At 54.0% G+C, this 26,279-nt stretch carries 26 protein-coding genes; 14 read left to right on the forward strand and 12 right to left on the reverse strand.

Annotated elements, in window-relative coordinates:
• Positions 1-191: 191 nt before the first annotated feature.
• Entirely contained in the window at positions 192-1,535 is a 1,344-nt protein-coding gene (gene gdhA, locus AM410_RS21445; protein WP_014169652.1) for an NADP-specific glutamate dehydrogenase, read from the forward strand.
• A 49-nt stretch (positions 1,536-1,584) separates the two neighbouring features.
• On the opposite strand, the gene AM410_RS21450 is transcribed toward gdhA, so the two are convergent.
• The 3 genes from AM410_RS21450 to AM410_RS21460 all read right to left on the reverse strand — a co-directional run bounded on the left by AM410_RS21450 (position 1,585) and on the right by AM410_RS21460 (position 5,208).
• Entirely contained in the window at positions 1,585-3,492 is a 1,908-nt protein-coding gene (locus tag AM410_RS21450; RefSeq protein ID WP_020884435.1) for a DNA topoisomerase III, read from the reverse strand.
• 4 nt (positions 3,493-3,496) lie between these two features.
• Positions 3,497-4,540, reverse strand: coding sequence for a selenide, water dikinase SelD (selD, locus tag AM410_RS21455; RefSeq protein WP_020884436.1), 1,044 nt, complete (start codon positions 4,538-4,540; stop codon positions 3,497-3,499).
• A 116-nt stretch (positions 4,541-4,656) separates the two neighbouring features.
• Positions 4,657-5,208 (reverse strand): NAD(P)H nitroreductase, encoded by a 552-nt coding sequence (locus AM410_RS21460; RefSeq protein ID WP_108648442.1) that lies wholly within the window; start codon positions 5,206-5,208, stop codon positions 4,657-4,659.
• A 167-nt stretch (positions 5,209-5,375) separates the two neighbouring features.
• On the opposite strand from AM410_RS21460, the gene sppA reads away from it, so the two are divergent.
• From sppA to AM410_RS21485, 4 genes are all read left to right on the forward strand, one after another.
• Positions 5,376-7,232 carry a signal peptide peptidase SppA gene (sppA, locus tag AM410_RS21470; RefSeq protein WP_014169647.1) on the forward strand — a complete coding sequence of 619 codons (1,857 nt, stop codon included), beginning with the start codon at positions 5,376-5,378 and terminating at the stop codon, positions 7,230-7,232.
• A 63-nt stretch (positions 7,233-7,295) separates the two neighbouring features.
• Entirely contained in the window at positions 7,296-8,312 is a 1,017-nt protein-coding gene (gene ansA / locus AM410_RS21475; protein WP_020884438.1) for an asparaginase, read from the forward strand.
• 9 nt (positions 8,313-8,321) lie between these two features.
• Positions 8,322-8,963, forward strand: a complete 642-nt coding sequence (gene pncA, locus AM410_RS21480; RefSeq protein WP_032681225.1) for a bifunctional nicotinamidase/pyrazinamidase — start codon at positions 8,322-8,324, stop codon at positions 8,961-8,963.
• Positions 8,964-9,132: 169 nt separating this feature from the next.
• On the forward strand, positions 9,133-10,392 hold the full coding sequence (locus AM410_RS21485) for a glycoside hydrolase family 18 protein (protein WP_020884440.1): 1,260 nt from the start codon (positions 9,133-9,135) through the stop codon (positions 10,390-10,392).
• Positions 10,393-10,447: 55 nt separating this feature from the next.
• Here the strand turns inward: AM410_RS21485 and AM410_RS21490 are convergent, their stop codons facing one another.
• Together AM410_RS21490 and msrB are read right to left on the reverse strand one after the other, a co-directional pair.
• A complete protein-coding gene (locus tag AM410_RS21490; protein ID WP_153852331.1) occupies positions 10,448-10,711 on the reverse strand; it encodes a YeaC family protein in 264 nt (87 codons plus the stop codon).
• A 56-nt stretch (positions 10,712-10,767) separates the two neighbouring features.
• Positions 10,768-11,181 carry a peptide-methionine (R)-S-oxide reductase MsrB gene (gene msrB, locus AM410_RS21495; protein WP_020884441.1) on the reverse strand — a complete coding sequence of 138 codons (414 nt, stop codon included), beginning with the start codon at positions 11,179-11,181 and terminating at the stop codon, positions 10,768-10,770.
• 341 nt (positions 11,182-11,522) lie between these two features.
• On the opposite strand from msrB, the gene gapA reads away from it, so the two are divergent.
• Together gapA and AM410_RS21505 are read left to right on the forward strand one after the other, a co-directional pair.
• On the forward strand, positions 11,523-12,518 hold the full coding sequence (gapA, locus tag AM410_RS21500) for a glyceraldehyde-3-phosphate dehydrogenase (protein ID WP_020884442.1): 996 nt from the start codon (positions 11,523-11,525) through the stop codon (positions 12,516-12,518).
• 74 nt (positions 12,519-12,592) lie between these two features.
• Positions 12,593-13,477: a D-hexose-6-phosphate mutarotase gene (locus AM410_RS21505; RefSeq protein ID WP_014169640.1), complete on the forward strand. Its 885-nt coding sequence runs from the start codon at positions 12,593-12,595 to the stop codon at positions 13,475-13,477.
• Between the two features lie 47 nt (positions 13,478-13,524).
• On the opposite strand, the gene AM410_RS21510 is transcribed toward AM410_RS21505, so the two are convergent.
• Together AM410_RS21510 and AM410_RS21515 are read right to left on the reverse strand one after the other, a co-directional pair.
• Entirely contained in the window at positions 13,525-14,379 is an 855-nt protein-coding gene (locus tag AM410_RS21510) for an aldo/keto reductase (RefSeq protein WP_020884443.1), read from the reverse strand.
• 91 nt (positions 14,380-14,470) lie between these two features.
• On the reverse strand, positions 14,471-15,220 hold the full coding sequence (locus tag AM410_RS21515; RefSeq protein WP_014169638.1) for a MipA/OmpV family protein: 750 nt from the start codon (positions 15,218-15,220) through the stop codon (positions 14,471-14,473).
• Between the two features lie 432 nt (positions 15,221-15,652).
• Between AM410_RS21515 and yeaG the strand changes: the two genes are divergently transcribed.
• From yeaG to AM410_RS21535, 4 genes are all read left to right on the forward strand, one after another.
• Entirely contained in the window at positions 15,653-17,587 is a 1,935-nt protein-coding gene (gene yeaG / locus AM410_RS21520; protein ID WP_014169637.1) for a protein kinase YeaG, read from the forward strand.
• A gap of 101 nt (positions 17,588-17,688) precedes the next feature.
• The gene (locus AM410_RS21525; RefSeq protein ID WP_049022945.1) at positions 17,689-18,969 is read left to right on the forward strand and encodes a YeaH/YhbH family protein; all 1,281 of its coding nucleotides are present in this window, start codon (positions 17,689-17,691) and stop codon (positions 18,967-18,969) included.
• A gap of 640 nt (positions 18,970-19,609) precedes the next feature.
• The gene (locus AM410_RS21530) at positions 19,610-20,713 is read left to right on the forward strand and encodes a glycosyltransferase family 9 protein (RefSeq protein ID WP_049022944.1); all 1,104 of its coding nucleotides are present in this window, start codon (positions 19,610-19,612) and stop codon (positions 20,711-20,713) included.
• Positions 20,714-20,965: 252 nt separating this feature from the next.
• Positions 20,966-21,466, forward strand: a complete 501-nt coding sequence (locus AM410_RS21535) for a YbaK/prolyl-tRNA synthetase associated domain-containing protein (RefSeq protein ID WP_014169635.1) — start codon at positions 20,966-20,968, stop codon at positions 21,464-21,466.
• 20 nt (positions 21,467-21,486) lie between these two features.
• On the opposite strand, the gene yoaI is transcribed toward AM410_RS21535, so the two are convergent.
• Positions 21,487-21,591 (reverse strand): small membrane protein YoaI, encoded by a 105-nt coding sequence (gene yoaI / locus AM410_RS24245; RefSeq protein ID WP_231106641.1) that lies wholly within the window; start codon positions 21,589-21,591, stop codon positions 21,487-21,489.
• A 145-nt stretch (positions 21,592-21,736) separates the two neighbouring features.
• On the opposite strand from yoaI, the gene AM410_RS21540 reads away from it, so the two are divergent.
• Positions 21,737-22,183, forward strand: coding sequence for a DUF441 domain-containing protein (locus AM410_RS21540; RefSeq protein ID WP_014169633.1), 447 nt, complete (start codon positions 21,737-21,739; stop codon positions 22,181-22,183).
• On the opposite strand, the gene AM410_RS21545 is transcribed toward AM410_RS21540, so the two are convergent.
• Positions 22,167-22,958, reverse strand: a complete 792-nt coding sequence (locus AM410_RS21545) for an AraC family transcriptional regulator (RefSeq protein ID WP_014169632.1) — start codon at positions 22,956-22,958, stop codon at positions 22,167-22,169. The two genes, AM410_RS21540 and AM410_RS21545, sit on opposite strands and share 17 nt — an antisense overlap.
• A 99-nt stretch (positions 22,959-23,057) precedes the next feature.
• Here AM410_RS21545 and AM410_RS21550 point away from each other — a divergent pair, with 99 nt between their 5' ends.
• Entirely contained in the window at positions 23,058-24,245 is a 1,188-nt protein-coding gene (locus AM410_RS21550) for a CynX/NimT family MFS transporter (protein WP_040017220.1), read from the forward strand.
• Positions 24,246-24,276: 31 nt separating this feature from the next.
• Here the strand turns inward: AM410_RS21550 and AM410_RS21555 are convergent, their stop codons facing one another.
• Positions 24,277-24,984: a CTP synthase C-terminal region-related (seleno)protein gene (locus AM410_RS21555; RefSeq protein WP_044868433.1), complete on the reverse strand. Its 708-nt coding sequence runs from the start codon at positions 24,982-24,984 to the stop codon at positions 24,277-24,279.
• Between the two features lie 151 nt (positions 24,985-25,135).
• Here AM410_RS21555 and AM410_RS21560 point away from each other — a divergent pair, with 151 nt between their 5' ends.
• Positions 25,136-25,480, forward strand: coding sequence for a DUF488 domain-containing protein (locus AM410_RS21560; RefSeq protein ID WP_073396579.1), 345 nt, complete (start codon positions 25,136-25,138; stop codon positions 25,478-25,480).
• Here AM410_RS21560 and AM410_RS21565 read toward each other — a convergent pair whose 3' ends face one another.
• Both AM410_RS21565 and AM410_RS21570 read right to left on the reverse strand, forming a co-directional pair.
• Positions 25,481-25,786, reverse strand: a complete 306-nt coding sequence (locus AM410_RS21565; RefSeq protein WP_020884446.1) for a hypothetical protein — start codon at positions 25,784-25,786, stop codon at positions 25,481-25,483.
• Between the two features lie 80 nt (positions 25,787-25,866).
• Entirely contained in the window at positions 25,867-26,121 is a 255-nt protein-coding gene (locus AM410_RS21570; RefSeq protein ID WP_020884447.1) for a putative hemolysin, read from the reverse strand.
• Positions 26,122-26,279 lie beyond the last annotated feature (158 nt).

Consider the following 26,279-nt stretch of genomic DNA (forward strand, 5'->3'; position numbering starts at 1 on the left):
ACGGTAAACCGGCGCAGAACCTTTAATTTATCTCGTCATCGCTTTTGGTTATGACGCAGCCCCGCTGATTAATTTCCCTTTCGGCATGCATTTCTGCTTGCTTCACAAAGCGGTACGGATGGTATAGTCAAAAAAACAACACAATTCGTATAGGCAATATACATAAAATAATATAAGGGGTTCTTATATCTATGGATCAGACACGCTCTCTGGAAACTTTCCTCTCTTATGTTCAACAGCGCGACCCGCATCAAAGTGAGTTTGCGCAGGCCGTACGTGAAGTCATGACCACGTTGTGGCCGTTCCTTGAAGAAAACCCGCGTTATCGCCAGATGTCACTGCTTGAGCGCCTCGTGGAGCCGGAGCGCGTGATCCAGTTTCGCGTGACCTGGGTAGATGACCGTAATCAGGTCCAGGTTAACCGCGCGTGGCGCGTGCAGTTTAATTCCGCCATCGGCCCGTTTAAGGGCGGGATGCGTTTCCATCCTTCCGTGAATCTGTCGATTTTAAAATTCCTCGGCTTTGAGCAGACGTTTAAAAACGCCCTTACGACCCTGCCCATGGGCGGCGGGAAAGGCGGCAGTGATTTCGATCCGAAAGGCAAAAGCGAAGGCGAAGTGATGCGTTTCTGTCAGGCGCTGATGACCGAACTCTATCGTCATCTTGGTCCCGATACTGACGTTCCGGCGGGCGATATCGGCGTCGGTGCGCGTGAAGTGGGCTTCATGGCCGGCATGATGAAAAAGCTTTCGAATAATAGCGCCTGTGTCTTTACGGGCAAAGGGCTCTCCTTTGGCGGCAGCCTGATCCGTCCGGAAGCCACCGGCTACGGGCTGGTCTATTTTACCGAGGCGATGCTGAAGCGCCACGGCTTAGGGTTTGAAGGTATGCGCGTGGCGGTGTCCGGCTCCGGTAACGTGGCCCAATACGCCATTGAGAAAGCAATGCAGTTTGGTGCCCGCGTGGTTACCGCGTCAGATTCACGCGGTACCGTGGTGGATGAAGCCGGTTTTACGGCCGAGAAGCTGGCACGCCTGTGCGACATTAAAGCCAGCCGCGACGGCCGTCTGGCGGATTATGCCCGTGAATTTGGTCTGACCTGGCTCGAAGGCAAACAGCCGTGGGGCGTGCCGGTCGATATCGCCCTGCCATGTGCGACCCAGAACGAACTGGATACCGAGGCCGCACGCACCCTGATTACCAACGGCGTGAAGGCCGTGGCCGAAGGGGCGAATATGCCAACCACCATCGAAGCGACCGATCTGTTCCTTGAGGCCGGCGTGCTGTTTGCGCCGGGCAAAGCCGCGAACGCCGGCGGCGTGGCGACCTCTGGCCTGGAGATGGCGCAAAACGCCGCGCGCCTCGGCTGGAAGGCAGAGAAAGTGGATGCGCGCCTGCACCACATTATGCTGGATATTCACCACGCCTGCGTCGAGTACGGCGGTGAGGCATCGCAAACCAACTACGTGCGTGGCGCAAATATCGCCGGGTTCGTGAAGGTCGCGGATGCGATGATGGGGCAAGGGGTTATCTAAGCACGCTGTCGCCCTTTCCCGTCGGGAGAGGGCGACAACCGAAAGCACATCAGGCTGCGCTTTTTTTCTTTTTGAACGGTTTCTTCGGCGCACCACCCGGTGCAACCATCCCCCGGAACTGCTTCACCGGCGTATTACGCGCCTGGTTAATCAGCTCGTACAAGGTCCCCACCAGCGGCTGCATAAAGTCCTGATAGCGACACTGCTTTTCACTGATTTGCGTCAGCACAGATTCCCAGTGTGCCGTCATGTCCGGCCTTGCGGCCAGCTCAGGCAGTGAGTGGATCAATGCGCGCCCCGGTTCAGTCGAGTGGATATAGCGCCCTTTTTTCTCCAGAAAACCGCGCTTAAACAGCAGCTCGATAATGCCCGCACGGGTCGCTTCCGTGCCCAGTCCGTCGGTGGCACGCAAGATCTTCTTCAGATCCTTATCCTGAACAAAACGGGCGATCCCGGTCATTGCCGAGAGCAGTGTCGCATCGGTGAAGTGGCGCGGCGGTTGGGTCTGGCGTTCAACCACTTCGCCTTTCTCACACAGCAGCTCGTCATCTTTGGCGACCACCGGCAGCGGCGTGCCGTCATTCTCTTCATCACGCTCTTTGTTGCCAAGCAGCGTGCGCCAGCCAGCCTCCGCCAGGAAACGCGCCTTGGCGATAAATTTTCCTTTGGCAATTTCCAGCTCAATCACGCATTTGCGGAACACTGCGTCCGGGCAGAACTGCATCAGGTACTGACGAGCAACCAGGTTATACACCTTCGCTTCGTTTTCCGTGAGGTTAACGTTGCTGGCGCGCGCCGTCGGGATAATCGCATGGTGGGCATCCACCTTTTTATCATCCCAGCAGCGGTTATGAATGTCCGGATTCACAACCGGTTGTGGCAGCAGATCCGGCGCGTGAACGGCAATGGCGTTCATCACCGAGTGACGGCCGGCAAAGTGCTCTTCCGGCAGATACCGGCTGTCCGAACGCGGATAGGTAATGAGTTTGTGGGTTTCGTAGAGCTTCTGGCAGATATCAAGGACGTTCTGCGCGCTCAGACCGAAGCGTTTCGCCGCTTCAATCTGCAGCGCGGAAAGCGAGAACGGCAGCGGCGCGGGTTCTGATTCCCGTTTATCGTTATAGCTGGTGACAATAGCAGGCTGACCGGTAATCCGGTTGACCACGTGCTCCGCCAGCGGACGGTGCAGCAACCGTCCCTCTTCATCCTGATACGATTCGCAGGCATCGCTTGGCTGCCAGACGGCGGTAAAACGCTCGTCTTTCGGCGTGACGATATGCGCTTTAACCTCAAAGAAATCTTTGGCGACGAAATTCTCAATCTCTTCGTCACGACGCACCACCAGCCCCAGCACCGGCGTTTGCACACGCCCGACGGAGAGGACGCCCTGATAACCGGCATTACGCCCCAGAATGGTGTAGGCGCGGGTCATATTGATCCCGTAAAGCCAGTCAGCACGAGCGCGGGCCAGCGCGGAAACGCACAGCGGAATAAACTCGCTGTTCGCGCGCAGACGTGAAATGGCCCGCTCCACGGCCTGCGGATTGAGGTCGTTAATCAGGCAGCGCTGGACCTGCTGGCGTTTTTCCGGCGCCAGCTCCAGATAGTCCAGCACCTCATCCACCAGCAGTTGCCCTTCCCTGTCCGGGTCACCCGCGTGAATGACTTCCGTCGCGTCATGCAAAAAACGTTTAATCACGTTGAGCTGTTTGGTGACGGAAGGCCGTGGCTGCAGGCGCCATTTTTCAGGGACGATGGGCAGGTCATTGAGGTTCCAGCGGGCATAGCGGCTGTCGTAGACATCCGGCTGCGCCTGCTCAAGCAGGTGACCGATACACCAGGTGACCACCTGCCCGTTACCGCATTCGATAAAGCCGTCGCCCTTGCGATGCGGCTTCGGCAGCACATCGGCAATGGCACGGGCCAGGCTCGGCTTTTCGGCAATAAACAACCGCATTGAATTAACGGATCTCAATCATCGGTCGGCCACCGCGCGCGGTCACCAGTTCACCGATCGCCGTCAGGGTAATACCAAACTCTGCGGCCGTCGCCTGGACGTCGGCTTCAGCGTCTGGCGTGACCGCCAGCAGCAAACCACCGGACGTTTGCGGATCGCACAGCAGATTGCGCCACGCTTCAGGCATTTCGCCCATCAGATGGCCATAGCTGGCAAAGTTACGCTGGGTACCGCCCGGAACGGCGCCCGCTGCAATGTACTCCTCCACACCCGGCAGCTTCGGCACGTCCTGATACCAGACCTGCGCCTGTACGCCCGCGCCCTGACACACTTCGGAGAGGTGTCCGAGAAGGCCAAAACCGGTCACGTCGGTCATGGCTTTCACGCCGTCGATATTCGCAAAGGCCGCACCCGCGAGGTTCATCTGGCACATGACCTCGGTTGCCAGCCCCTGGTGTTCCGGCTTCAGCAGCGATTTTTTCTCCGCAGTAGTGAGGACACCAATGCCCAGCGGTTTGGTGAGGAACAGCTTGCAGCCCGCCTGCGCGGTGCTGTTGCGTTTCACGCGCTCGGTGGGCACCACGCCCGTGACCGCGAGACCGAAGATTGGCTCCGGCGCATCGATAGAATGACCCCCGGCCAGCGCGATCCCCGCCTGCTGGCAGGCAAAACGTCCCCCTTCAATCACCTCACGGGCAATTTCAGGAGCAAGGGTGTTAATCGGCCAGCCCAGAATGGCAATCGCCATAATCGGTTTGCCCCCCATGGCGAAAATATCGCTGATGGCGTTGGTGGCCGCAATACGCCCGAAATCGAACGGGTTGTCGACAATCGGCATAAAGAAGTCGGTGGTACTGATAATGCTGGTGCCGTTACCCAGGTCATAAACTGCCGCATCGTCACGCGTTTCGTTACCGACAAGCAGGTTCGGGTCGACAAACTTCGCCTGTTCACTGTGGAGAATGGTCTCCAGCACTTTCGGGGAAATTTTACAACCGCAACCGGCTCCGTGGCTGTATTGCGTTAAACGAATGGTTTGCTCGCTCATGGACGTCTCCTGTCATCTCAATCGCGCTATGGTAGCGCTCATTCCATAAAGAGGTAAGTATGACTGTCTGAATTCTGCGGCAGATGCTCAGAATCCAGACAGTTTAGCGCGCGTTATCAGAAACGGCTGACGAAAGGCGTGGTGTCCGGCACATTAATGGTGGCGGAGGCTTTAAGCTGAGGCGTGCCGAGATAGAGGAAGCCGACAATTTTATCATGTTCGCCACAGGCGAATCCGTCGCGAACCGGCTGGCTGTTGGTCAGCGGCCCTGTGCGCCAGATACCGTTAAACCCTTGCGCCACGGCGGCCATTTGCATTGCCATGACGGCACAGCCTGCAGACATCTCCTGCTCCCAGACCGGCACTTTGTGGTCGGCCTGACATTTCGCCACGACAGCGATGATCATCGGCGCACGGAATGGCGCACTGCGGGCTTTCTCAATACCCTTCTCATCCTGACCTGCGGCAACCGCCCCCTGCGCCAGTATCTGACTGAAACGATCGCGGCCTTCACCTTCAATCACAAAGAAGTGCCATGGCTGCAGCGTACCATGATCCGGTGCACGCAGGCCGGCACGCAGAATATTCTCCAGTTGCTCCCCTGCCGGCGCCGGCTCGGTGAGACGTGAAGCGCTACGGCGGTTAACAAGCAGTTCAAGTGCGTCCATTGGTTAACTCCTTTCTTGAAATTTACTCACAAAATTAACACGGCGGCAGATTTTGTTACAGCGTAGCAGGCGATTCCTGCTGACAAGTGACGGTTGGGTCATTACGATAACCGCACATTGCCGTCCCGTGGCGACGGAAACAGTCATTTTCTGGTTAGGGAGAATACATGCGAACCCTTTGGCGAATCATTGCCGGTTTCTTTAAATGGACGTGGCGACTGCTCAACTTCGTCCGCAATCTGGTGATGAATATCTTCTTCATCCTCCTGGTTCTGGTTTGCGCAGGCGTCTGGATGCATATCAGCAACGCAAATCAGGCGCAGCATTCGACTCGCGGGGCGCTGTTACTTGATATCACGGGCGTCATCGTCGATAAGCCGTCCACCAGCAATCGTCTGGGCGTTATTGGCCGTCAGCTGTTTGGCGCGACATCAGACCGTCTTCAGGAAAACTCCCTGTTCGATATCGTCGACACCATTCGTCAGGCAAAAGATGACCGCAACATTACCGGCATCGTGCTGGATCTGAAAGATTTTGCCGGCGGCGACCAGCCTTCAATGCAATACATTGGTAAAGCGCTGCGCGAATTCCGCGACAGCGGCAAGCCGGTGATTGCGGTCGGGGACAGCTACAGCCAGGGGCAGTATTATCTGGCCAGCTTCGCCAATAAAATCTGGCTCTCCCCGCAGGGTACGGTCGATCTGCATGGCTTTGCCACTAACGGTCTGTATTACAAATCGCTGCTCGACAAACTGAAAGTCACCACCCACGTCTTCCGCGTCGGAACCTATAAATCCGCCGTGGAGCCGTTTATTCGTGATGATATGTCCCCTGCGGCCCGTGAAGCGGACAGCCGCTGGATTGGTGAGCTGTGGCAGAACTATCTGAGCACCGTGGCCGCTAACCGCCAGATAACCGCTGAACAGGTGTTCCCTGGCGCGCAGGGCGTGCTGGAGGGCCTGCGCAAGGTTGATGGTGATACCGCAAAATATGCGCTGGATAACAAACTGGTCGATGCGCTGGGCACCAGCGCGGATATCGAAAAATCACTGAGCAAACAGTTTGGCTGGAGCAAAGAGGATAAAAACTTCAGCGCTATCAGCATGTACGATTATGCGACCAAAAAGCCGGATGACAGCGGTGACAGCGTCGCGGTGGTCTTTGCTAATGGTGCCATCATGGACGGCGAGGAAACGCCGGGTAACGTGGGCGGTGATACCACCGCATCGCAAATCCGTGATGCTCGCCTTGATCCGAAAGTGAAGGCGATTGTACTGCGCGTAAACAGCCCTGGCGGCAGCGTCAGCGCTTCTGAAGTGATCCGCGCTGAACTTGCCGCGGCACGTGCAGCCGGCAAGCCGGTAGTGGTGTCGATGGGGGGAATGGCAGCATCGGGCGGTTACTGGATTTCAACCCCGGCTAACTACATCGTCGCCAACCCGAGCACGCTGACCGGCTCGATTGGCATCTTTGGGGTGATTAACACCGTGGAAAACAGCCTGGATTATCTGGGCGTCCATACCGATGGCGTTGCCACTTCACCGCTGGCGGATGTGTCGGTCACCAAATCGCTGCCGCCTGAAGTCTCTGAGATGATGCAGCTCAGTATCGAGAACGGCTACAAGCGCTTTATTACGCTGGTGGCAGAGTCCCGTAAAAAGACACCGCAACAGATCGACGACATTGCGCAGGGCCACGTCTGGACCGGCCAGGATGCGAAGAATAATGGTCTGGTAGACAGCCTGGGCGACTTTGATGACGCGGTGAAAAAAGCCGCCGAGCTGGCGAAGCTCAAGCAGTGGCATGTTGAGTATTACCAGGACGAGCCGTCGTTCTTTGACCTGGTGATGAACAGCATGTCCGGCTCCGTGCGTGCCATGCTGCCTGAGGCGCTGCAGGCGTATCTGCCTGCGCCAGTCGCGACGGCGGCTAAAGCAATGAAAGCGGAAAGCGACAAACTGGCGGCCTTTAACGATCCACAAAGCCGTTACGCGTTTTGTCTGACCTGTGCAAACGTCCGTTAAACACCGTCCCCTCTTCCCGTGAAGAGGGGATTTTTTTCTTTTGAAGAACAAGAACTCACTACCATGCAGAAGAAATCGATTTATGTAGCCTACACTGGCGGTACCATCGGTATGCAGCGCTCTGAAAATGGCTATATTCCGGTCTCCGGCCACCTTCAGCGCCAGCTCGCGCTGATGCCTGAATTCCACCGTCCGGAAATGCCTGACTTCACCATCCACGAATACGAGCCGCTGATGGACTCCTCCGATATGACGCCAGAAGACTGGCAGCATATCGCGGACGACATTAAAGCCCATTACGACCAGTACGACGGCTTTGTGATCCTGCATGGTACCGACACGATGGCGTTTACCGCCTCGGCACTCTCCTTCATGCTGGAGAATCTGGGCAAGCCCGTCATCGTCACCGGCTCGCAAATTCCGCTGGCGGAGCTGCGTTCTGACGGGCAGATCAACCTGCTCAACTCCCTGTATGTGGCAGCGAATTACCCGATTAACGAAGTGTCGCTGTTCTTCAACAACCGACTGTATCGCGGCAACCGGACCACGAAGGCGCACGCCGATGGTTTTGACGCTTTCGCCTCACCGAACCTGCAGCCGCTACTGGAGGCGGGCATCCATATTCGTCGTCTGGGCACCCCGCCTGCGCCGAGCACGGCGGGCGAACTGATTGTTCATCCGATCACGCCGCAACCGATTGGCGTGGTAACGATTTACCCGGGTATCTCTGCAGATGTGGTGCGTAACTTCCTGCGCCAGCCGGTGAAAGCGCTGATCCTGCGCTCTTACGGCGTGGGCAATGCCCCGCAGAACGGCGAGTTCCTGAAAGAGCTGCAGGAAGCGAGCGAGCGCGGGATCGTGGTGGTTAACCTGACGCAATGCATGTCCGGTAAAGTCAACATGGGCGGTTACGCCACCGGTAACGCCCTCGCGCATGCAGGCGTTATCAGCGGATTCGATATGACCGTTGAAGCCACGCTGACTAAACTTCACTATTTACTGAGTCAGGATCTGGACATTCAGTCCATCCGCAGCGCGATGATGCAAAACCTGCGCGGCGAACTGACGCCGGACGAATAAGGAGGCACCATGACGCAACGCGCCCTGTTACTGGTCGATTTGCAAAATGATTTCTGTGCGGGCGGCGCACTGGCTGTCGCTGAAGGTGACAGCACCGTAGACGTGGCGAATACGCTGATTGAGTGGTGCAAAACGCGGGGTGAGGCGGTTGTCGCAAGCCAGGACTGGCACCCGGCTGACCACGGCAGTTTTGCCAGCCAGCACGGCGTTGAGCCCTTCACTCAGGGTGAACTTGACGGCCTGGCACAAACCTTCTGGCCGGATCACTGCGTGCAACAGACGGAAGGTGCGCAGCTGCATCCGCTGCTGAATCAGAAGGCCATCGACGCGGTGTTTCATAAAGGCGAAAACCCGTCTATCGACAGCTACAGCGCCTTCTTTGATAACGGGCATCGCCAGAAAACGGCGCTGGACGGGTGGTTACGCCATCACGAAATCACCGAACTGATTGTGCTGGGTCTGGCGACGGATTACTGCGTGAAGTTCACCGTGCTGGACGCTCTCCAGCTAGGCTATACCGTCAGCGTCATCACCGATGGCTGTCGCGGGGTGAACATTCAGGCGCAGGACAGCGCACAGGCGTTTATGGATATGGCCGCGGAAGGCGCCACCCTGTATACCCTGGAAGACTGGCTGGAAACGCACGCCTGACCTTCTCGCCGGGCAAGCCACAGTGCTGCCCGGCACGCCCCGTCTCATTCCCCATAAAGTGAACTCCCTCGCATCACCAGCGAAGCGGCAATGCTATTCTCTTCAGGCTGTTTTTTCGCCACGCTTTTCCGTGGCGTGGTTATTTTTGTTAAGTCAAAGAGGAACTTGTATGAAACGTTTGCCTTTGCTGGCAGCATTACCCCTGCTTTGCGCGTCAGTTGCTTCCGCCACTCCCCTGATGTCTGTGGGATATTTTAACGGTGGTGGCGATGTCACCGCCGGTCCCGGTGGCGATATCAATACGCTCGATGTTCGTCAGATTACCCACCTGAACTACTCATTTGGTCTGGTCTATAACGATGAGAAAGACGAAACCCATGCTGCGCTGAAAGATCCGGCGAAACTTCATCAGATCTGGCTGTCGCCAAAAGTCGCCGCCGATCTGGCGCTAATCCCGACGCTGCGTAAGCAAAATCCAAACCTGAAAGTGTTGCTCTCCGTTGGCGGATGGGGTGCGCGTGGCTTCTCCGGCGCAGCCGCGACCCAAGAGAGCCGTGCGGTGTTTATCCGCTCGGCTCAGGAGATTGTCGAAAAATATGCGCTCGACGGCATCGATCTTGACTGGGAATACCCGGTAAATGGCGCATGGGGACTGGTGGCCAGCACGCCAGCCGATCGCGATAACTTCACCGCACTGCTGAAAGAATTGCGCGCCGCCTTCGGGCATAAAAAGCTGGTCACCATCGCGGTGGGGGCAAATGCAGAAAGTCCGAAAAGCTGGGTGGATGTGAAGGCTATTGCCCCGCTGCTCGACTACATCAACCTGATGACCTACGACATGGCGTATGGCACACAGTATTTCAACGCCAATCTGTATGACTCCAGCGACTGGCCAACGGTGGCCGCCGCAGACAAATACAGCGTGGATTTTGTGGTGAACAATTATCTGGCGGCCGGGCTGAAGCCGCAACAGATGAACCTCGGGATTGGTTTTTACGGCCGCGTGCCGAAACGCGCCGTGGAGCCCGGTATTGACTGGACAAAACCCGATGCGCAAAACCATCCGGTGACCCAGCCCTACTTTGGGCCTCAGGAAACCGGCTTGTTCGCGTCACTGGGTTACGACCTGACCAAAGATACGTATGTGAAGTACAACGATATTGTGAAAAAGCTCTTAAACGATCCGCAGAAGCGTTTTACCGAACACTGGGACGAACGGGCGCAAGTGCCGTGGCTTTCAGTGAATGCGGCGGACGGCAAGGCGCTGTTTGCCCTTTCCTATGAGAACCCGCGTTCCGTCGCCATCAAAGCGGATTACATCAAGGAGAAAGGTCTCGCCGGGGCGATGTTCTGGGAGTACGGCGCGGATGACAATAACCAGTTAGCGAAACAGCTGGCGGAGTCGCTGGGAATTAAACCCAAAGAGTAAGATAAGCACGCCCTCTCTCCAGAGAGAGGGCGTTGGCAGGACTGCCGCCCCACCGTTACTGCATCTTTATCGTCGCGATCGGCTTTGGCGTGATACCAAAGTCCTCTTTCAGCTCGCGCTTGCTCTTCATCACCATCTGGCCTTGAGTGTCGATAGTCATGTGTTGCGCGTCGGTATTGTTACGCGCCTGCCAGAGCATCACCAGTTGCAGACTGTTCTCTTTTTGCTCCGGCGTGAGCGCGACACCGTCCGGCCATTTTCCCAGTTCAACAGCAGTCACCAGGCGCTGATACACCTCCGGCGTCATACCGCTAATCATGTCATCAATATTCACGATCTCTCCCTTTCAAAGGAATAATTTGCTGAATCGTTTTTTCAACCTTTGATCTGGTCACCGTTTTCATCATCGGTGAAGCTCATCGACGCTGAATTCACACAGAAACGCTCACCCGTCGGTTGAGGGCCATCCGGGAAGACGTGTCCAAGGTGGGCGTCACAGGTTCCGCAACGAATTTCAGTTCGCACCATGCCGTGCGACGTGTCGCTCAGGTAGCGGATCGCATCGTCGCTGACCGGCTCATAAAAGCTTGGCCAGCCACAGCCAGAATCGAACTTCGTTTGGGAATTGAACAACGGGGCGTCACATACCAGACAGTGGTAGACACCGTCGCGCTTGTTGTGCAGTAAACGGCCAGTAAAAGGCGGTTCGGTTCCGTGATTTTGCGTCACGTAAAACTGCATTTCGGTGAGGTTTTTTTTCAAATCGTCAGGGTTACGTTGGTTCGACATATGCTTACATCTCGCTGTAGAAACAGACACCTTTTAACCCGGATTCTAACAAAACATTAACACCCTTGCGTGCACTTTTGTTCTAAACTTATGTGTCGCGAAAAGGCGGTCAGGCAATTGTGATCATGTTCACATTTTTATCCTGCGAGGACTTTAAAATGCCGCGCGCAGCCCCCATGTGGTTGCTAGCTCAAAGGGAAAGTGAGGCGAGTCAGTCGCACAAACGTTAGTCACAGGATTGATTTGTCGCAATGATTGACACGATTCCGCTTGACGCTGCGTAAGGTTTTTGTAATTTTACAGGCAACCTTTTATTCACTAACAAATAGCTGGTGGAATATATGACTATCAAAGTAGGTATCAACGGTTTTGGCCGTATCGGCCGTATTGTTTTCCGTGCTGCTCAGAAACGTTCTGACATCGAAATCGTTGGTATCAACGATCTCCTGGACGCTGAATACATGGCGTACATGCTGAAGTACGACTCAACTCACGGTCGTTTCGACGGCACCGTTGAAGTGAAAGACGGCCACCTGGTTGTTAATGGCAAAACCATCCGCGTTACTGCTGAGAAAGACCCAGCTAACCTGAAATGGAACGAAATCGGTGTTGATGTTGTAGCTGAAGCTACCGGTATCTTCCTGACCGACGAAACTGCGCGTAAACACATCACCGCGGGTGCGAAAAAAGTTGTTCTGACCGGTCCTTCTAAAGACAACACCCCAATGTTCGTTCGTGGTGCAAACTTCGAAACTTACGCTGGCCAGGACATCGTTTCTAACGCATCCTGCACCACCAACTGCCTGGCACCGCTGGCGAAAGTAATCAACGACAACTTCGGCATCGTCGAAGGTCTGATGACTACCGTCCACGCGACCACCGCGACTCAGAAAACTGTTGACGGCCCGTCTCACAAAGACTGGCGTGGCGGTCGTGGCGCGGCTCAGAACATCATCCCATCCTCTACCGGTGCAGCTAAAGCTGTAGGTAAAGTACTGCCAGAACTGAATGGCAAACTGACTGGTATGGCGTTCCGCGTTCCAACTCCTAACGTATCCGTTGTTGACCTGACCGTTCGTCTGGAAAAAGCTGCTTCTTATGAAGAAATTAAGAAAGCAATCAAAGCTGCTTCCGAAGGCGCAATGAAAGGCGTTCTGGGCTACACCGAAGACGACGTTGTATCTACCGATTTCAACGGCGAAGTGTGCACTTCCGTGTTCGATGCTAAAGCGGGTATCGCACTGAACGACAACTTCGTGAAACTGGTTTCCTGGTACGACAACGAAACCGGCTACTCTAACAAAGTACTGGACCTGATCGCTCACATCTCCAAATAAGTTGAGATGAGTGCTTGATCCAAAAAGGCGACTTCGGTCGCCTTTTTTATTGTTTTTAGACAGAGGATTGCTTAATGATTAATAAAATTTTTGCACTTCCGGTAGTCGAACAACTTACCCCTGTGCTCTCCCGCCGCCAGATTGATGGTGCGGATATCATCGTCGTTGACCACCCGCGCGTAAAAGCCTCCGTGGCGCTGAACGGCGCACACCTGCTCTCCTGGAAACCTGAAGGCGAAACGGAAGCACTGTGGCTGAGCGACGCGACTTCCTTTAAAAAAGGGGATGCGATTCGCGGCGGCGTGCCTATTTGCTGGCCATGGTTTGGTCCTTCCGCTGAGAAAGGCCTGCCTTCTCACGGTTTTGCCCGTAACCAGCAGTGGACGCTGAAAGCGCACAATGAAGACGATAACGGTGCGGTACTGACCTTTGAGCTGCAGGCGAATGAGGAAACCCGCGCCCTGTGGCCGCACGATTTCACCCTGTACGCACGCTTCAAGCTGGGCAAAACCTGCGAAATCGAACTGGAAGCGCACGGTGAATTTGAAACCACCTCCGCCCTGCACACCTATTTCAACGTTGGTGACATCAGCGCTGTGAAGGTGAGCGGCCTTGGCGATACCTTTATCGACAAAGTGGATAACGCGAAAGAAGGAAAACTGAGCGACGGCATTCAGACGTTCCCGGACCGTACTGACCGCGTTTACCTGCATCCGGAAGCGTGCAACGTGATCCACGACAGCGCCCTGAACCGTGGTATCGAAGTGGTACACCACCATCACAGCAACGTGGTGGGCTGGAACCCAGGCCCGGCACTTTCTGTCAGTATGGCCGACGTGCCTGATGACGGTTACAAAACCTTCGTCTGTGTGGAAACGGCGTGCGTCACTGCGCCACAAAAAACCAGCGAAGAAAAACCGTCTCGCTTAGGGCAGACAATCAGTATTGTGAAGCGCTAATACGCTACCGCCCCTCTTCCTGTAAAGGAGAGGGGCATGCGTCAGGATTAAACGACATCCAGCGGGAGTTTATGGGTGGGTGGTGGGAAAGCATTATCCAGTTTGTGACGTTCTTCCGCGGTGAGGGTTATCTCCAGCGCTCCAGCGTTGGCGTTAACATGCTCAATCGAGGCCGCTTTCGGTATGGCAATAACACCCTGATGGCGGATAACCCACGCCAGCAGAATTTGGGCGGCAGTGGCGCGGTGGTTATGCGCGATGGCATTCACGACCGGATGGTTCATCAGCCCCGAACGCAGGCGCCCGGCCTGAGCCAGCGGGCAGTAAGCCATCACCGGCATCGCCTGTTGCTGACACCAGGGAAGCAGATCAAATTCAATTCCCCGTGACGCCAGATGATAAAGCACCTGATTAGTGGCACAGGCGGAACCGCCCTCTTCGCGCCACAGCGCCTGCATATCTTCATAATCCAGGTTTGAGACGCCCCAGCGGCCAATTTTTCCCTGCTGCTGGAGTGTGTCCATCAGCGTAATGGTTTCATCCAGGCCATAATTACCGCGCCAGTGCAGAAGGTAGAGATCGATATGGTCTGTCCCGAGACGTCGCAGACTGGCATCACACGCCGCCTGGCCTTTCTGACCGCCAGCGTTCCACGGGTAGACTTTTGATACCAGAAAAACGTTGTCGCGCTGGCCCTTAATGGCCTCCCCGACCACCTCTTCCGCTCCGCCTTCGGCATACATTTCAGCGGTATCAATTAACGTTAACCCCAGATCAATGCCCGCCCGCAGTGCATTCACTTCGGATTTACGCTGGCTGGCTTTTTCTCCCATATACCAGGTACCCTGTCCGATAGCCGGAAGTGGACGCCCTGCGGAAAAGGTCACGGTTTTTACGCTCATATCATCCCCTCTTTTTCGTTGCACCACACCAATGCAAACGGGGCGCAAGCGCCCCGTTTTGATGCAATGATTGCACTGTTTTAATGCACAATCAGAACTTGTAGGACACACCGACTGAGAATATGCCCGCCCAGGACTTATCAACCATCGGGCTGTCCTTCACTTCATCGCTCAGACGCTCATAGCGCCCGGTACCGTAGACGTTCCAGTCACCGAGGAAGTTATAGCTCGCCGTCAGCTCAAGGTACGGATCCCAGCCGTCGTCCGCACTGTAGCTCTTCAGACCGCTACGACGGGATTCGTTCTTAGAAACACCATAGTAGTAGTCGTTGTAGTTCTCACTGTTATATTGCACACCGATACCCGGGGTTAGCGTTAACGCACCGTTGGTGTAGCGATAGAGCCAGGCCAGATCCCAGATAAAACCGTTGCTGTTATCCAGCGTATCCCCCGCAAGTGCGGTACGCAGGAAGCCATATTCGGTGTTATGCACATAAGAGAGTCCCGCCATCATGGTGCTCTTACGCTTGTCGAGCTGGCGAAGCGCATGGCTGTCGCTGTCACCCGGCTTGAAGTGCGTCGGATCGTAGTAAGCCATGATGGAGAGCTTGTCGGCCGTATCATTCCAGAGATAGTAGCCACCGCCCAGACCGCGGAACCAGAAGTTATCGCCTTCATAGGTGACAACCGGAACTGGATAAACATCACGATCATACTGTTTGTATGGGCTGTTAATCACGCCAACGCCCGCGCCAACAGTCCACTGACTTTCCGCCGCCTGTGCGGTGCTAACAGCGGTTGCGGCAAGTACGCCCAATGCCAGAAGTTTGAGTTTGGTCACAATCCATTCTTTCCTGTAGTCAAATAATCAGCGAGAGAAGTTTAACCGCCATTGTCGTACATCCCAAAATTTTTTGCCTGCTAATCAGTCTGATTAACCCGTTATTTTCAACTTTTCAGGTGACAGCCTGCTTTCATTTATATGACTACTGAATGAAAAACGTGCTTTTACCCTAAAACAGCAGGGTAAATTTTTGGATGAGTTATTGATATGTCATTGAAATTAGATTTTATCGGCATGCAAGTTTTGCAAATGCCATCTACGCTTTAAATTAAGAAGAGTTTTTTCTGAACACCCTGCGGTTCTTAGCGTCTGACCTGGCACACAGGTTGCTGCTCTGGCAGTGAGGTGCGAGAGATTCTCTTCCGGGAGCCTCCACTACTCATACGAACGGCTCTTATCCTGTGCTAAAAAACGAAAGGACGGCATGCCATGAATATATTCGATCACTATCGCCAGCGTTATGAAGCTGCCAAGGACGAAGAGTTCACACTGCAGGAGTTTCTTACCATTTGTCGGCAAGATCGCAGTGCCTATGCCAATGCGGCAGAACGGCTATTAATGGCTATTGGTGAGCCAAACATGGTTGATACTGCCCTGGAACCTCGGCTTTCCCGTCTCTTTTCGAATCGGGTGGTCGCCCGCTACCCGGCGTTTGAAGAGTTCTATGGTATGGAAGATGCCATCGAACAGATTGTCTCCTACCTGAAGCATGCCGCCCAGGGTCTGGAAGAGAAGAAACAGATCCTTTATTTACTCGGCCCTGTGGGTGGGGGTAAATCATCACTGGCTGAACGTCTGAAATCACTGATGCAGCGCGTCCCTATCTATGTGCTGAGCGCTAACGGTGAACGCAGCCCGGTGAATGACCATCCGCTGTGCCTGTTTAACCCGCAGGAAGATGCGCAAATTCTGGATAAAGAGTTTGGTATTCCGCGGCGCTACCTTGGCACCATCATGTCGCCTTGGGCGGCAAAACGCCTGCACGAGTTTGGTGGGGATATCACCAAATTCCGCGTCGTCAAGGTGTGGCCATCCATTCTGGAACAGATTGCTATCGCCAAAACTGAACCGGGGGATGAGAACAACCAGGATATCTCCGCTCTGGTGGGTAAAGTCGATATTCGTAAGCTGGAAAACTACGCGCAAAACGACCCGGATGCCTACGGTTACTCGGGTGCGCTGTGCCGCGCCAACCAGGGGATTATGGAGTTCGTCGAGATGTTTAAAGCACCGATTAAAGTGCTGCATCCGCTGCTGACGGCCACCCAGGAAGGCAACTACAACGGTACGGAAGGTATTTCCGCCCTGCCGTTTAACGGCATTATCCTCGCACACTCAAACGAATCTGAGTGGGTCTCCTTCCGTAATAACAAAAACAATGAGGCGTTCCTTGACCGTGTCTACATCGTCAAAGTGCCTTATTGCCTGCGGATCTCCGAAGAGATCAAAATTTACGAGAAATTGCTTAACCACAGTGAGCTGGTACACGCACCTTGCGCACCGGGCACCCTGGAAACGCTGTCGCGCTTCTCCATTCTCTCGCGCCTGAAAGAGCCGGAAAACTCCAGCATCTACTCGAAAATGCGCGTGTATGACGGGGAAAGCCTGAAAGATACCGACCCGAAAGCGAAGTCTTATCAGGAGTACCGCGACTACGCCGGTGTGGACGAAGGGATGAACGGTCTGTCCACGCGTTTCGCCTTTAAGATCCTCTCCCGCGTGTTTAACTTCGACCATGCGGAAGTGGCGGCCAACCCGGTTCATCTGTTCTACGTGCTGGAGCAGCAAATTGAACGCGAGCAGTTCCCGCAGGAACAGGCTGAACGCTACCTTGAGTTCCTGAAAGGCTACCTGATCCCGAAATATGCGGAGTTCATCGGCAAAGAGATCCAGACCGCCTACCTGGAGTCTTATTCAGAGTACGGGCAGAACATTTTTGACCGTTATGTCACCTATGCTGACTTCTGGATCCAGGATCAGGAGTACCGCGACCCGGATACCGGCCAGCTGTTCGATCGGGAATCCCTGAACGCAGAGCTGGAAAAAATCGAGAAGCCGGCCGGGATCAGTAACCCGAAAGACTTCCGTAACGAGATTGTGAACTTCGTCCTGCGCGCCAGAGCGCATAACAACGGACGTAATCCGAACTGGACCAGCTACGAGAAACTGCGCACGGTAATCGAGAAGAAAATGTTCTCCAATACCGAAGAGCTGTTGCCGGTGATTTCGTTTAACACCAAAACGTCAACCGATGAGCAGAAAAAGCACGACGATTTTGTCGACCGTATGATGGAGAAAGGCTACACCCGTAAACAGGTTCGCCTGCTCTGCGAATGGTATCTGCGCGTACGTAAATCGTCTTAATACAAGTACAAGTGCCCGGTAGCGCATACGCCTGCCGGGCTACAAAAAAATGTCCGGCACGTCCGGACACTGCAAGTTGGCAAATGCAGTACGGGGGATATATGACCTGGTTTATTGACCGTCGTCTTAACGGCAAAAACAAGAGCACGGTAAATCGCCAGCGCTTCTTGCGCCGTTATAAAGCGCAAATTAAACAGTCGATCTCCGAGGCCATCAACAAACGCTCGGTGACCGACGTCGACAGCGGCGAATCTGTCTCCATCCCCACCGATGACATCAGCGAACCGATGTTTCATCAGGGACGTGGCGGCCTGCGCCATCGCGTACACCCAGGTAATGACCACTTCGTGCAGAACGACAGAATCGAGCGCCCGCAAGGCGGCGGGGGCGGTTCAGGAAGCGGTCAGGGACAGGCCAGCCAGGACGGTGAAGGACAGGATGAGTTTGTCTTCCAGATTTCAAAAGATGAGTATCTCGACCTGCTGTTTGAGGATCTGGCGCTGCCGAATCTGAAAAAGAACCAGCATCGTCAGCTTAACGAGTACAAAACCCATCGCGCGGGATATACCGCAAACGGCGTGCCCGCCAACATCAGCGTGGTCCGCTCGCTGCAGAACTCTCTGGCGCGACGCACGGCCATGACGGCAGGTAAACGGCGCGAACTCCGCGAGCTGGAGAGCAGCCTGAAGGTGGTGGAAAATACGGAACCGGCGCAACTGCTGGAAGAGGAACGCCTGCGCAAAGAGATAGCCGAACTTCGGGCTAAAATAGACCGGGTACCGTTTATCGACACCTTCGACCTGCGCTACAAAAATTACGAAAAACGCCCCGAACCGTCGAGCCAGGCGGTCATGTTCTGTCTGATGGATGTCTCCGGTTCGATGGACCAGGCCACCAAGGATATGGCGAAGCGTTTTTATATCCTGCTCTATCTGTTCCTGAGCAGAACCTATAAGAACGTGGAAGTGGTCTATATTCGCCACCACACTCAGGCGAAAGAGGTGGATGAACATGAGTTCTTCTACTCGCAGGAGACCGGTGGCACCATCGTGTCGAGCGCTCTGAAACTGATGGATGAAGTGGTGAAAGAGCGTTACGACCCGGCGCAGTGGAACATCTATGCCGCGCAGGCATCAGATGGCGATAACTGGGCAGATGACTCCCCGCTGTGTCACGACATTCTGGCGAAGAAAATTCTGCCGGTGGTGCGTTACTACAGCTATATCGAAATTACCCGCCGTGCTCACCAGACGCTGTGGCGTGAGTATGAACATCTGCAATCGATGTTCGATAACTTTGCCATGCAGCATATCCGCGATCAGGATGATATCTATCCGGTGTTCAGGGAACTGTTCCATAAACAAAGTTCAACAACAAGTTAATCATCATTAATCAGCCAGTTATTTATACTAACTGGCTGATCTTTTGGCTTTCAGGGTAATTTGCCTGTAAAGGGCAAGCGGATTATTTAATACCTCAACAATCCCATGTTTGACTAAAATTCTTTCTTCCGATATTGGCATACCCCTACCAGGGTTATATGTTTGTTGGATAAGCTATACGATAAACTAAGGATAAGCATATCCGGAGAAGGAAGAACAACCGGCGCATAAAAATTGCCCAAAGCAGGAACGTATTGCTGACCTACCAAAACCGAACATTGAATCCACCTTACCTCCAGTGTTAGAGTCATCAACTCGCGGCCATTTACACATAATTTTAAGCGTTAAGCCCCGTAGGGCCTTTTCACAGATGCGTTATGCAGTCATTGAAAATATTTCTCCACCGACGGCAGAACAACTTACCCAACTCCAGGGCGCGCCAGAGTTTACTGACACACAGGTGGCCTACCTCGCAGTACTGACTGGTAGCAATCCCTACAGGTAATATACGGGTGGAGAGCCTCCTCGTGGATGGGAATGCATATACTATTTTTATGGATGTCGCGCTGACTTTTAGCCAAAATGAAAAGAAATTGGTACCACGCTAACTAACACCAGATAAGTATTCAAGGAGTCTTTAATGTTTCGATGGATAAAAAAAGCAAACAGATCTAAAAACTATTTTTTGAAAAGGATCAAACTTAAGTTAAAACTTAACTTATTGAGTATGATTGCCGCTCAGGGGCGTACTTCTCGAACGAGACATGGGTCGGGCACAAACCATCTGATTATCCCCTTCATTGGTAAAGGGATTGGTGATGCTATTGTCATTGGTGGTGTGATTGAGACTCTGGTAAGAAACAATTTTCAGGTCTCTGTTATTGCAGATAAAAGGACGCACTTTCTCTTTAAAGAATGGCACAATTTAGAAGCTCTTTACTTTTATGAACCTAACAACAAAAAGATGCTAATCAAGGTGTTAAGGGAACTTCCACCTTTTGTATTTGTTGACTCGCATGAAATAACTCATTCAAATGTCGAAACATTTAATTTAATCAGACTAATAAAACCACACAAAACAATCGGTTTTACCAGGAAGTATCGTATCTATGACGAAGTAATTAACATTAGCTGCCCTTTGTCACATATAAGCACAAGATACATTGATTTCCTGAAGCATCTGGGGATATCGGCACAGAACTATGATTACACTGTGATCATACCTGACGACGATGTACAAAAAGCAAAGGATTTTCTTAAGAAAACCAGTGATAAAAAAACGGTTGCGTTCATTCCTTACGGCAGTGTTAGTGAACGTTTCTTCTCAACAGCGCAGATTGAGGCCATTACCAGTCACATGGCTAAATATAAAGATACTTTTCACTTAATCATTCTTGGCGAACAACATAAAATAAAGCCTATTCCCGATGCAGATCATGTCACTAAGAGCTCATTGCCCTCATTCTTTTCGGCTGCACAAATCATAAAAGAGAGTGCACTCGTGATTTCTCCAGATACATCATTCGTGCATGTATCCAGAGCATTTAAGAAAAAACTAATTTGCCTCTATCCATTTAAAATGCTTGTCGCTCAGGCAGATAATGCTGATGTCTGGGGACCAAACTATGAATCAGCTATCCAGGTTAGATTGAAAGAGCGCCGCGTGATGGATACTGATGTTCGGCCTATACTGAATATTATTGACGAACAATTGAAGAGTATCGCCGATAATAGTTCGAGATAAAGAAATCACATTTGTAACTTTTCTCGCTTCTCAGGACCTTCACTTTATGAAACCTGAGAAGCTTCATGCCTGTTAAGCGTTTTTAAATCTTTCTCCGATCTCACCTGCAAATTGCAGCTGGATATAATCTCTTCTGATGCCGACACTAATCAGCGGGAAAAACAATCGCCCAACAGCAACGTCTATACCAACGGCGAAATATTCTGTGCTAAGGTTAAACGCTGCGTATTGGTATTTAACAGGTAAATCGCTATGTCTGATGACGTTAAGGGAACAACAACCCACCAGCAACTCATTACGTTGTTAACCCAGCAGGGCGCACGATTTCGCGTCATGGAGCATGACGCCGTGGGGAAATGCGAAGCGGTGAGTGAGATCCGCGGAACCGATCTGGGGCAAGGGGCAAAAGCACTGGTCTGTAAGGTGAAGGGAAACGGCGTAAAAAAACACGTTCTGGCGATCCTCGCCGCCGATCTGCAGGCCGATTTAAGCCAGCTTGCCAGCCATTTTGGGGGGATAAAAGCGTCTCTCGCAAGCCCTGCCGAAGTCGATACCCTGACCGCCTGCGTTTTTGGCGCCATTCCGCCTTTTAGCTTCCATCCCGATCTGGCACTGGTGGCCGACCCGCTCCTGTTCGAGCGTTTCGATGAAATCGCGTTTAACGCCGGTCTGCTGGAAAAATCCGTGATTATGGATACGCAAGATTATTTGCGTATCGCCCGTCCTGAGCTGGTGACGTTCCATAAAGCGTAATCGTGTAGGCTGGCATCCCGTCAGCCTTTTTTTTCCAGAAAAATAACTGACGCGACCAGGATAATGGCAACAGCGAAAAACGATGAAGAGATGATCAGCGTTTCGGTAAACATGTGATCGTACATTTTTGCGACCCTTTTTCGATGCCTGCCCCTGTTTTATCCCCCGTAAATGACAGGGTTATGACAGCAGTAAAATCTTTTTAAAAACTGTCTTCAGCCGTGTTTCCGCGTAAAGTAAGCAGGCTTACTCTTTTGGCAAGGATTCCTTATGTTTGACCCGACTCTGCTCATTCTTCTGGCCCTCGCTGCGCTTGGCTTTGTCAGCCATAACACCACCGTCGCTATCTCAATTCTGGTGTTGATCATTGTGCGCGTGACCCCGTTAAACACCTTTTTCCCGTGGATAGAAAAACAAGGTCTCACCATCGGGATCATCATTCTGACCATTGGGGTGATGGCACCTATCGCCAGCGGTACGCTGCCTGCCTCGACGCTGCTGCACTCGTTTGTAAACTGGAAATCGCTGATAGCGATAGCGGTAGGCGTTTTTGTCTCGTGGCTGGGCGGGCGTGGCGTTACGCTGATGAGCAGCCAGCCCTCGCTGGTGGCCGGTCTGCTGGTGGGAACCGTGCTCGGTGTGGCGCTCTTTCGTGGCGTTCCGGTGGGCCCGCTGATTGCGGCCGGGCTGGTCTCACTGTTTATCGGGAAGTCATAGTCAGGCTGGCTATATACCGCGCTGGCGTCTGCCCCAGCCCCTTCTTAAACATCGTGATAAACGCGGTGGTGGAGTCGTACCCCAGCGACTGTGCCACCTGCTGTACCGACTTTCCCCCAATCAACAGCTGTAACGCCACAATAAGCTGCAGCTGATGCCGCCAGCGGCGAAAGCTCAGGCCCGTTTCTTTCACCACCAGGCGCGCCAGATTGCGCTCACTCATGGCGAAGTGGCTCGCCCATTGCGCCAGAGTCTGCCAGGCAGCAGGCTCTTCCGCCATCTTCTCGCTCATCAGCCGGATTTTTGGATGAGGCGAAACGGGCAGTTGCAAATGTTCCTGACGCTGCAGCGGTAGCTCGTCAAAGAGAACATCCACCAGACGCGATGTGGCAGCAAGCGAAAGCGCTTCACGTGATTTTTCCGCCAGCGATAAGATCAGTTCCCGCACCAGAGGGGAGATCTTCAGGGTGCAGCAGCGATCGGGCAAACTTACCGCTCCGGGTTCAATAAACAAAAAGCAAAGCTGCGCACCCGGCGTGGCCTTATTGCTGTGCGGCATCTGGCCAGGGATCCATACGGCATACTGGGGCGGTACCATCAGCATGGCGTTTTCCACTTCACAGGTGATGGCGCCCCCCAGCGCCAGAATCAGCTGTCCCTTACGGTGTTGGTGTCGCGGAATGTATTGTTCCTGCGCCACCACGCGGATGCGAAACGCGACAGCCGCATCATGCTGGCTATCGGGATCGTAGCCGTCCAGTCCGAGACCAATCATCAGGTTGTCCGATATTAGCGATAAACTGTCATTTTAGCCTGATTTCAACCGTGGAGAAAATCGGTATGGTGTGCGCTCGCTTGAACGTATGAGAACACAATGACTACTGCAATTCGGGTTTCGGGAAAAAAAGGCGCGCTGCTGATCGCAGGTATCCTGATGATTGCCACTACGCTTCGCGTCACCTTTACCGGAGCAGCACCGCTGCTCGATACCATTCGTCTCGATTATGGCTTGAGTACAGCGCAAACCGGTCTGCTGACCACCCTGCCTCTGCTGGCTTTCGCCCTTATCTCCCCGCTCGCCGCAGGTGTTGCCCGGCGTATCGGCATGGAGCGCAGCCTGTTTATCGCCCTGCTGCTGATTTGCGTCGGCATTGCTGTGCGCTCCCTGCCTTCCGCCCCCCTGCTTTTCATCGGTACGGCGGTGATTGGTTGCGGTATCGCACTGGGCAATGTGCTGTTGCCTGGGTTAATTAAACGTGACTTCCCGGGACAGGTTGCCAGACTCACCGGCGCGTATTCCCTGACGATGGGGATCTCCGCGGCGTTAGGCTCCGCACTGATTGTTCCGCTGGCGCAGGGGGAAGCCGGCTGGCATGGCGCCCTGCTAATGCTGATGGCCTTTCCGCTGGCGGCGTTACTGCTCTGGCTGCCACAGTGGCGTCAGAAACACGTTGCGACGGTGACCGGTGCAGGCGCGTTACATAACCGCGCCATCTGGCGCTCTGCCCTCGCCTGGCAGGTCACCCTTTTTCTGGGGATTAACTCGCTGATTTACTATGTCATCATTGGCTGGCTACCGGCGATCCTGCTCAGCCACGGGTATAGCGAAGCCCAGGCGGGTTCTGTGCACGGACTCTTACAGCTGGCCACCGCCGTGCCGGGTCTCGCTGTGCCGCTGATCCTCCATCGTCTGAAGGATCAGCGAGCAATCGCCGGCGTCGTGGCGCTGTTGTGCGCGATAAGCGCAGCAGGATTGTGGTTTGCGCCGGGAATGGCGGTCATGTGGACGCTGGTGTTTGGTTTTGGTACCGGGGCAACGATGATCCTTGGCCTGACCTTCATCGGGCTGCGCGCCAGCTCTGCGCATCAGGCCGCGGCCTTGTCCGGCATGGCACAGTCGGTTGGCTATCTGCTGGCCGCCTGTGGCCCGCCGTTGATGGGCAAAATTCACGATGCTGCCGGTGACTGGCGGTATCCGCTTCTGGCCTGTGCACTGGCCGCCGTGATCATGGCCGTTTGCGGTATGCTTGCCGGGCGTGACCGGGAGGTAACGCCCCGTTAGTAGAATGGCAGACCACCAGGTCTGCCTTTTTTTATCCGCGCGCCGCGCGCAGCATTGCCTGTACCAGCACCACCGGTCGACCTTCCAGCGCGGCACGTTCATGCTGGAATAAGGTGATCACGAAGAACGGATGGGTCAGTAACTCCGCGGCGCGAATTTCACCCTGCTCGTCCCAGCCGGTGACGCGCATGTCACCGCTCTCCAGCTCCCGTGCAAATTCCGGCGACACACCGTAATTGCAGTGATATCCCTCCACGATTTCCGGTTTGCCATAGGCTTTGGCGATGAGCGTATTGTTGCGCAGCTCAATTGCATCGGTTTTTTCCACCAGCGAGCAGGTTAATGGCGCAATCACCATTGTGCCTTCGGTATCCGTTTCGGCGTGAGCCGCATCGTGCCAGCCCAGCACATTACGGGCGTACTCAATCAGCGCATGCTGGAACCCGCCGCAGGTGCCGAGGAAGGGAATACTGTTTTCGCGTGCGTAGCGTGCAGCGATAAAGGCCGCCGCCGTGTTTTTGTACGGGCTTGCGGGAACCAGCCAGATAGCGTCATAACCCACCAGATCTTCCGGGCTGGTCAGTTCCGTGGTCGCGAGCCAGTCATAATCAGCGGTGAGGTCAAGAACGGCAGCGGCGTCGTCAATTGCCAGCGGGATCGCCTGGTGCGCAATAACATCGGGATTGTAATCGCCAACCAGCGCAATGCGCAGTGTGGTTTTAGCCGGGAGGTGTTCCATGAAAGGTTCCTTATGCCTGAGTATTAGCAGATAACATAAGGAACCTCAGACTACCGATCTTCTGCAATTATCACAATACCTTAAATTGGGTGGGTAAAGACAAAGTGCTAGAGTAATACGCAGAACGTTTTGCCGCAGCTGAGGAGAAAAGATGATCCAGTGTAAACGCGTATACGAACAGGCAAGCCCGGACGATGGTTATCGGGTGCTGGTAGACAGACTCTGGCCGCGTGGCGTGAAGAAAACCGATCTCGCGTATGATGAATGGTGTAAAACGCTCACCCCGTCCAACGATTTACGCAAGGCGTTTCATAGCGAAACCCTTGATTTCAACGCCTTCAGCAAGGCGTACCGGGAAGAGCTGGCGCAGCACAAGGACGAGGGGTTGCGTCTTGTGGCGCTGGCCAGCAAGCAGACCTTAACCCTTCTCTATGGCGCGAAAGATAAGGAACACAATCACGCCCTGGTGTTAGCCGACTGGCTGCGTAATGTCTAGTCAGTCGATCATCAGTTCATCAAGGATTTGCGGCGCCGTATCCGGGGTAAGCGGCATCAGATGTTCGGCGCGAATAAACGCAAAGCCGTGCTGATTGTCAAACGCGAAGACATCACCGGTCACCAGCCAAAGCGCGCGATCCGAGGTGGTAGGTAACTGCGTCATGACGCCATTGACCGGATTAACGAAACGCTGGCCGGGCTGACACAGGCCAAACAGTTCAACAGATTTACCAATATTACGACGGCCGGACGCCGTGCGGGCACCGATGATCATCGCCATGCTGCCCGGTTTAAGCTGAAACATACTTCTCTCACGATAACGGTAGCCATCGAAAGGCTAAGAATAATCCTAAAGAGAAGTGTACCGCAGCCACTGTCCCGCTGTCACCTGGCAGGTTGCGGATGATCGCGACGATAAAGCGCCCATTCATCGATCACTTCGCCGCCGGGCAACTTGCACTCCGTGCGAACCCCTTGCGGGCTCTGAACCGGGACCTGTTCCCCGCCTTTATTCAGGCAGTAGACAGAGGCGGGATTAGCCATCCCGATAACATGGGGCGGTTTCGGGGCATCAGGCGGGGATGTTTTGGAGGTACAGGCGGCCAGCGGTAACGCCAGTGCCAGAAGCAGTAATCTCATCTCATTGATCCTTTTAACCTCATCAGACTTTAAGGGTAACGGGTCATCGCCGCTTTCTCCACGATTTCTCCATCTTAACTGCACTTTTCCACACTACAGTGGCACGTGTTCTCAATGACCAGAGAACATCATTCCGTAATCAAGATGTCTTTGCCCCG

Origin of the sequence: Enterobacter cloacae complex sp. FDA-CDC-AR_0164, assembly GCF_003071645.1 — a bacterium.
Lineage (GTDB): Bacteria > Pseudomonadota > Gammaproteobacteria > Enterobacterales > Enterobacteriaceae > Enterobacter > Enterobacter ludwigii.

What these genes read in the sequence shown, in the direction of transcription:
- gdhA (WP_014169652.1), top strand. Translation starts at nt 192, where the DNA reads ATGGATCAGACACGCTCTCTGGAAACTTTCCTCTCTTATGTTCAACAG.
- AM410_RS21450 (WP_020884435.1), bottom strand. Translation starts at nt 3,492, where the DNA reads ATGCGGTTGTTTATTGCCGAAAAGCCGAGCCTGGCCCGTGCCATTGCC.
- selD (WP_020884436.1), bottom strand. Translation starts at nt 4,540, where the DNA reads ATGAGCGAGCAAACCATTCGTTTAACGCAATACAGCCACGGAGCCGGT.
- AM410_RS21460 (WP_108648442.1), bottom strand. Translation starts at nt 5,208, where the DNA reads ATGGACGCACTTGAACTGCTTGTTAACCGCCGTAGCGCTTCACGTCTC.
- sppA (WP_014169647.1), top strand. Translation starts at nt 5,376, where the DNA reads ATGCGAACCCTTTGGCGAATCATTGCCGGTTTCTTTAAATGGACGTGG.
- ansA (WP_020884438.1), top strand. Translation starts at nt 7,296, where the DNA reads ATGCAGAAGAAATCGATTTATGTAGCCTACACTGGCGGTACCATCGGT.
- pncA (WP_032681225.1), top strand. Translation starts at nt 8,322, where the DNA reads ATGACGCAACGCGCCCTGTTACTGGTCGATTTGCAAAATGATTTCTGT.
- AM410_RS21485 (WP_020884440.1), top strand. Translation starts at nt 9,133, where the DNA reads ATGAAACGTTTGCCTTTGCTGGCAGCATTACCCCTGCTTTGCGCGTCA.
- AM410_RS21490 (WP_153852331.1), bottom strand. Translation starts at nt 10,711, where the DNA reads ATGATTAGCGGTATGACGCCGGAGGTGTATCAGCGCCTGGTGACTGCT.
- msrB (WP_020884441.1), bottom strand. Translation starts at nt 11,181, where the DNA reads ATGTCGAACCAACGTAACCCTGACGATTTGAAAAAAAACCTCACCGAA.
- gapA (WP_020884442.1), top strand. Translation starts at nt 11,523, where the DNA reads ATGACTATCAAAGTAGGTATCAACGGTTTTGGCCGTATCGGCCGTATT.
- AM410_RS21505 (WP_014169640.1), top strand. Translation starts at nt 12,593, where the DNA reads ATGATTAATAAAATTTTTGCACTTCCGGTAGTCGAACAACTTACCCCT.
- AM410_RS21510 (WP_020884443.1), bottom strand. Translation starts at nt 14,379, where the DNA reads ATGAGCGTAAAAACCGTGACCTTTTCCGCAGGGCGTCCACTTCCGGCT.
- yeaG (WP_014169637.1), top strand. Translation starts at nt 15,653, where the DNA reads ATGAATATATTCGATCACTATCGCCAGCGTTATGAAGCTGCCAAGGAC.
- AM410_RS21525 (WP_049022945.1), top strand. Translation starts at nt 17,689, where the DNA reads ATGACCTGGTTTATTGACCGTCGTCTTAACGGCAAAAACAAGAGCACG.
- AM410_RS21530 (WP_049022944.1), top strand. Translation starts at nt 19,610, where the DNA reads ATGTTTCGATGGATAAAAAAAGCAAACAGATCTAAAAACTATTTTTTG.
- AM410_RS21535 (WP_014169635.1), top strand. Translation starts at nt 20,966, where the DNA reads ATGTCTGATGACGTTAAGGGAACAACAACCCACCAGCAACTCATTACG.
- yoaI (WP_231106641.1), bottom strand. Translation starts at nt 21,591, where the DNA reads ATGTACGATCACATGTTTACCGAAACGCTGATCATCTCTTCATCGTTT.
- AM410_RS21540 (WP_014169633.1), top strand. Translation starts at nt 21,737, where the DNA reads ATGTTTGACCCGACTCTGCTCATTCTTCTGGCCCTCGCTGCGCTTGGC.
- AM410_RS21545 (WP_014169632.1), bottom strand. Translation starts at nt 22,958, where the DNA reads ATGATTGGTCTCGGACTGGACGGCTACGATCCCGATAGCCAGCATGAT.
- AM410_RS21550 (WP_040017220.1), top strand. Translation starts at nt 23,058, where the DNA reads ATGACTACTGCAATTCGGGTTTCGGGAAAAAAAGGCGCGCTGCTGATC.
- AM410_RS21555 (WP_044868433.1), bottom strand. Translation starts at nt 24,984, where the DNA reads ATGGAACACCTCCCGGCTAAAACCACACTGCGCATTGCGCTGGTTGGC.
- AM410_RS21560 (WP_073396579.1), top strand. Translation starts at nt 25,136, where the DNA reads ATGATCCAGTGTAAACGCGTATACGAACAGGCAAGCCCGGACGATGGT.
- AM410_RS21565 (WP_020884446.1), bottom strand. Translation starts at nt 25,786, where the DNA reads ATGTTTCAGCTTAAACCGGGCAGCATGGCGATGATCATCGGTGCCCGC.
- AM410_RS21570 (WP_020884447.1), bottom strand. Translation starts at nt 26,121, where the DNA reads ATGAGATTACTGCTTCTGGCACTGGCGTTACCGCTGGCCGCCTGTACC.